5 protein-coding genes are annotated in these 5,042 nt (G+C 69.4%); 3 read left to right on the top strand and 2 right to left on the bottom strand.

Annotation, left to right across the window (positions count from 1 at the left end):
• Window positions 1-34 precede the first annotated feature (34 nt).
• The gene (locus P3W97_RS06825) at window positions 35-2,587 is read left to right on the top strand and encodes an ABC transporter permease (protein ID WP_367184601.1); all 2,553 of its coding nucleotides are present in this window, start codon (window positions 35-37) and stop codon (window positions 2,585-2,587) included.
• Between the two features lie 15 nt (window positions 2,588-2,602).
• On the opposite strand, the gene P3W97_RS06820 is transcribed toward P3W97_RS06825, so the two are convergent.
• Both P3W97_RS06820 and radC read right to left on the bottom strand, forming a co-directional pair.
• Complete coding sequence (locus tag P3W97_RS06820; protein WP_300845061.1) at window positions 2,603-3,265, bottom strand: Smr/MutS family protein; 663 nt, start codon at window positions 3,263-3,265, stop codon at window positions 2,603-2,605.
• A 68-nt stretch (window positions 3,266-3,333) separates the two neighbouring features.
• Window positions 3,334-4,005, bottom strand: coding sequence for a DNA repair protein RadC (gene radC / locus P3W97_RS06815; RefSeq protein ID WP_300845059.1), 672 nt, complete (start codon window positions 4,003-4,005; stop codon window positions 3,334-3,336).
• 60 nt (window positions 4,006-4,065) lie between these two features.
• On the opposite strand from radC, the gene P3W97_RS06810 reads away from it, so the two are divergent.
• On the top strand, window positions 4,066-4,512 hold the full coding sequence (locus P3W97_RS06810; protein WP_300845057.1) for an FKBP-type peptidyl-prolyl cis-trans isomerase: 447 nt from the start codon (window positions 4,066-4,068) through the stop codon (window positions 4,510-4,512).
• On the top strand, window positions 4,512-5,042 hold a 531-nt coding region (gene ispH / locus P3W97_RS06805; RefSeq protein ID WP_300845055.1), incomplete at its 3' end, for a 4-hydroxy-3-methylbut-2-enyl diphosphate reductase. The genes P3W97_RS06810 and ispH, both read left to right, overlap by 1 nt.

Below are 5,042 nucleotides of genomic sequence, written 5' to 3'. Positions count from 1 at the left end.
GGAACCAAGTGAGGCGTCGACTGGTCCTATCGGCGTGACCGCTTCGACCGACCGCCTCACCGCAGGACCATCCGCCTGGACCTTGGGCTGGAGCAGCCTCAGGCGCGACTGGCGTGCGGGTGAGTTGACCGTGCTCGTATGGGCAATCGCTTTGGCGGTAGCGGCGCTGACGGCGGTGGCCTTCTTTGCCGATCGTCTACAGGCTGGCTTGCAGCGCGACGCGCGCCAACTGCTCGGGGGTGACGTGGTGCTGCGCAGCGACCACCCCGTGCCGCCGGAGTATGAAGCGCAAGCGCGGGCCTGGGGATTGGCGGTCACGCGCCACCTGACCTTCCCCACCATGGCCCGCGCCGACGACGCGGACGGCGGCGAGGCGCGGTTGGTCTCGCTCAAGGCCGTGGCGGCCGGCTACCCGCTGCGCGGCGAACTGCGCACCACCAGCGATCCCGAAGACCGGCTCGGGCAGGCTGGCCCAGGCACGCCGCCGGCGGGCGAGGCTTGGGTGGATGCCGCGTTGCTGGAGGTTCTGGGCCTGCGCCTGGGGCAGCCGTTGTGGCTGGGCAACCGTCCATTCCACCTCTCCCGCATCATCGCGCTGGAGCCGGACCGGGGCGCGGGTTTTTTGTCGTTTGCGCCGCGCGTATTGATCGCCGAGGCCGATCTCGAGGCCACGGGCCTGGTGCAGCCCGCCAGCCGCATCCAGTACCGGCTGGTCGTCGCCGGCGACGCTGGCGAGGTGCGCCGGTTCGAGGCGTGGACCAAGGCCCATCTGGCGGGCACGGGGGAGCGCGGCATCCAGATCGAAAGCTTCGAATCCGGCCGACCGGAGTTGCAGCAGACCCTGCGGCGGGCCGAGCAATTTTTGAATCTGGTCGCCTTGCTGGCCGCGCTGCTGGCTGCGGTGGCGGTGGCCGTGGCAGCGCGCCAGTACGCGCTGCACCATTTGGACGACTGTGCGCTGCTGCGCGTGCTGGGTCTGGCGCAAGGGACGATGGCCCGTGCGTATGCAGTGGCATTTGGGCTGGCCGGGCTGGCGGCGGCCGCGGTCGGCACGGCCGTGGGCTTCGGCGTGCACTTTGTGTTCGTGTGGTGGCTGGCGGGACTGATGCAGACCCAACTGCCCGCGGCCGGGTGGGCGCCGGTGGGGTTGGGGTTGGGCGTCGGGCTGGTGTTGATGGCCACCTTCGGGTTGCCGCCGGTTCTACAACTGGCGCGGGTGCCCCCGCTGCGGGTCATCCGGCGCGACGTGGGCGGTTTGCAGCCGGTCACGCTGGCGGTCTTCGGCGCTGGGGCGCTGGGCTTTGCCGTGCTGTTGTTGACCGCCAGCCGGGATTGGACGCTGGGGATGATCGCCGTCGGGGGCTTTGCCGCCGCCGTGGGGATTTTTGCCGCTGTTGCTTGGGGCGCGTTGCGGGTTTTGCGCCTGTTGGTGCCCGAAAACCGTGCCCCGCGCTGGCTGGTGTTGGCCACGCGCCAGGTCACGGCCCGCCCGGCCTACGCCATCGTGCAGGTATCCAGCCTGGCGGTGGGGCTGCTCGCGCTGCTGCTGTTGGTGCTGCTGCGCACCGATCTGATCGACAGTTGGCGCCAATCCACGCCGCCCGATGCACCCAACCGCTTCGTCATCAATATCCAGCCCGATCAGGCCGAGTCCTTTCGCGCCCATTTGCAGGCGCAAGGGGTGCAGCGCTACGACTGGTACCCCATGGTGCGCGGTCGCCTCGTGGCCATCAACGACCAGCCCGTGCGGCCCGAACAATTCGGCAGCGACCGCGCGCAGCGGCTGGTCGAGCGCGAGTTCAACCTGTCGTACAGCCGCGAATTGCCGGCGCACAACCCGCTTGCCGCTGGGCGCTGGCAGCCCGACGACGCAGGGGCCATCAGCATCGAAACCGGGCTGGCCCAGACGCTGGGCCTGCGCCTGGGCGATCGCATGACCTTCGACATCGCAGGGATGCCGCACGAGGCGCGTATCACCAGCCTGCGCAAGGTGGACTGGGCCTCGATGCATGTGAATTTTTTTGCCCTGTTTCCGGTGCAGTCCATGCCGGCAGAGGTACCCTACACCTATATCGCCGCCTTTCGCGCGCCGGCCCAGGCTGGGTTCGATCGGCTGCTGCTGCAGCGCTTTCCCAACGTGACCAATGTGGACACCAGTGCAGCGGTCGCCCAGGTGCAGCGTGTGCTGGGGCAGGTGATCCGGGCGGTGGAGTTCTTGTTTGCATTCAGCCTGGCGGCTGGGGTGACGGTGCTGCTGGCCACTGTGGGGGCCACCCGTGCCGAGCGCGAGCGCGACTATGCGGTGTTGCGCGCACTGGGGGCGCAGTCCGCCTTGCTGCGCCGGGTGCAGCGCGCCGAATTGCTGGGCGTTGGCGCGCTGGCGGGGATCTTGGCCTCGCTGGTAGCGGTGGCGGTCAGTTGGGCCCTGGCGCGCTTTGTGTTCGATTTCGACTGGCGCGCCTCGGCCTGGGTACCGCTTGCGGGGGGGGTGGTCGGTGCTGGGCTGGCGCTACTGGCGGGTTGGTGGACGCTGCGCGGGGTGCTGCGCACGCCCGTCGTGCAAACCCTGCGCCGCGCCGCGCAGTGATCGCCGCGCCTCCGCTCAAGCTCGCCCATGGCTGGCCGTGCGCAGCAGCACCACCAATGCGCCCGCGCCGCCGTCTGCCGGCCGGGCTTGCACAAAGGCCAATACCTCGCTTTTTTGTACCAGCCAACTGTGTACCCGGCCCTTGAGGACCGGTGTCTTGCCTGGCGAGCCCAGGCCCTTGCCGTGCACCACGCGCACGCAGCGCAGGCCGTGTTTGTGCGCCTGGCGGATGAAGGCTGCCAGCTGCTCGCGCGCCTCGTCGGTGCGCAGGCCGTGCAGGTCCAGCTCGGCCTGGATGGCCCAGTGACCCTGCCGCAGGCGACGGACCACCTCCGGGCCGATACCAGGGCGGCGAAAGCTCAGGTGCTCGTCGGTATGCAGCAAGGTTTCGACGTCGAATTCGTCGCTCAGGGCGGCTTGCATCACCGCGCGTTCGTCGGCCTGACGCTGCTGCGGCACTGGCTGGGGACGCGGCCGCTGCGGCTCGATGCGGCCGTGGGGTGGCAGCCGGTGAACGGGGCCGACGGCGCGCTCGAACAGCAGCCGTTCGCGCACTGCGCGCTCCTCAGCCTCGCGCTGGGCGGCTTGCGCCGCAGCCCGCGCCGCGGCGGCCTGCGCGGCGCGCTGGGACATGGCCTTTTGGATCTGCCGCAGATCGGCCAGCGTTCGCACTTTCATGGCAGGGACGATTGTCCCGCAAGTCCCACCAGTGCTGCCGGCGCAGCGGCTGCAGCGCGGTTGAGGGTTCAGATCAGCCCGCGCTCGGCCATCGAGGTGCAGCCCGCGCGCGTGACGATGAAATGGTCCAGCACCCGAATGTCCAGCAAGCCCAGTGCGGCCTTCAGATGGCGGGTCAGGGCCTCGTCGGCGCGGGATGGCTCGGCCACGCCACTGGGGTGGTTGTGGGCCAGGATGATGGCGGCTGCGCCATGGTGCAGGGCGCGCAAGGCCACTTCGCGCGGGTAGACGCTGGTCTGGTCCAGCGTGCCGCGAAACAGCTCCTCCAGCGCGATCAGGCGGTGCTGGCTGTCCAGAAACAGCACGGCAAACACCTCGTGTGCCCGGTCGGCCATGTGCAGCCGCAGGACATCGATCACCGCCGCTGGTGCATCCAGCACCGGGCGCTCGCGCAGTCGCTCACCCAAGGCGCGCCGCACCATCTCGGTGACGGCCAGCAATTCGGCCCGCTTGGCCGGCCCCAGCCCTTTGACGCTGGCCAACTGCGCTGGGGTGGCCTGCAGCAAGCCGCTCAGGCCACCCCAGCGATCGAGCAGCGCTTGGGCAAATTGCAGCACGGGCTGGCCGGCCAGGCCCGTGCGCAGCAACAGCGCCAGCAGCTCCGCATCGGCCAGAGCCTGCGGGCCACGGGCCAGCAATTTCTCGCGCGGGCGGGCCTGCGGGGGCAATTCACGCACCATGGTTTTCTCCCTGTTTTCTACAATGTGCATTTTCGCGCGCCGCCCTGCGGTCGTTTCACCATGCCCGTCGTCCAACCCGGTTCCTTCCTGACCCTGCACTATCGCCTGTCTGGGCCGGATGGCACTGCCTTCATCGACACATTCGGGGCCCAGCCCGCCACCTTGTCGCTGGGCGCAGGGGAGTTGTCGCCGGCGCTGGAGCAGCGCCTGCTCGGTCTGGCCGAAGGCACCCACACGGTGATCGACCTGCCGGCGGGCGAGGCTTTTGGCGAGCGCCAGCCCGCCCTGCTGCAGTGGGTGGCGCGCAAGCTGCTCGACACCCTGGGCGATCCGCACGAGCGCTACGCCCCGGGGGATGTGGTGCAATTCCCTACCCCCGATGGGCGGGGCAGCTACGCTGGCCTCGTGCGTGCGGTGCGCGACGACGGAGCCGTCTTGTTCGACTTCAACCATCCCCTGGCGGGTCAGCCGGTGCGGTTCGAGGTCCACATCATCGGGGTGTTGTGATGGGCCATGTTGTCCAGGAGGTGCTGCTAGCGGAGCCGCGCGGCTTTTGCGCGGGGGTCGACCGGGCCATCGAAATCGTCGAGCGCGCGCTGGCCAAGTTTGGCGCGCCCATTTATGTCCGCCACGAGATCGTGCACAACCGCCACGTCGTCGATGATCTGCGCCGGCGTGGCGCGGTGTTCATCGAGGACTTGGCCGATGTACCGCCTGGGGCGGTGCTGGTCTTCAGTGCCCACGGTGTCAGCCGGGCCGTGCAGGCCGAAGCCGAGCGTCGGGGCTTGCAGATCTTCGACGCCACCTGTCCCTTGGTCAGCAAGGTGCATGTGGAAGTGGCCAAGCTGCGCCGCGAGGGCTACGAGTTCATTCTGATCGGCCACGCCGGCCATCCGGAGGTCGAGGGCACCATGGGCCAGCTCGACGGCGGCATCCACCTCGTCGAAACGGTGGCCGATGTGGCCCGCGTGCAGCCCGCGCAGACCGAGCGCATCGCCGTCGTCACCCAAACGACGCTCAGTGTGGACGATACGGCC

It is taken from the genome of Tepidimonas sp., assembly GCF_029335975.1.
Lineage (GTDB): Bacteria > Pseudomonadota > Gammaproteobacteria > Burkholderiales > Burkholderiaceae_C > Tepidimonas.
Note: the sequence above shows the minus strand (reverse complement) of the source record. Positions and strands in the feature narration are given on the sequence as shown.

Bases quoted from the DNA above. Each gene is read 5' to 3' on its own strand.
- P3W97_RS06820 (WP_300845061.1), bottom strand. From the start codon at position 3,265: ATGAAAGTGCGAACGCTGGCCGATCTGCGGCAGATCCAAAAGGCCATG.
- P3W97_RS06810 (WP_300845057.1), top strand. From the start codon at position 4,066: ATGCCCGTCGTCCAACCCGGTTCCTTCCTGACCCTGCACTATCGCCTG.
- radC (WP_300845059.1), bottom strand. From the start codon at position 4,005: ATGGTGCGTGAATTGCCCCCGCAGGCCCGCCCGCGCGAGAAATTGCTG.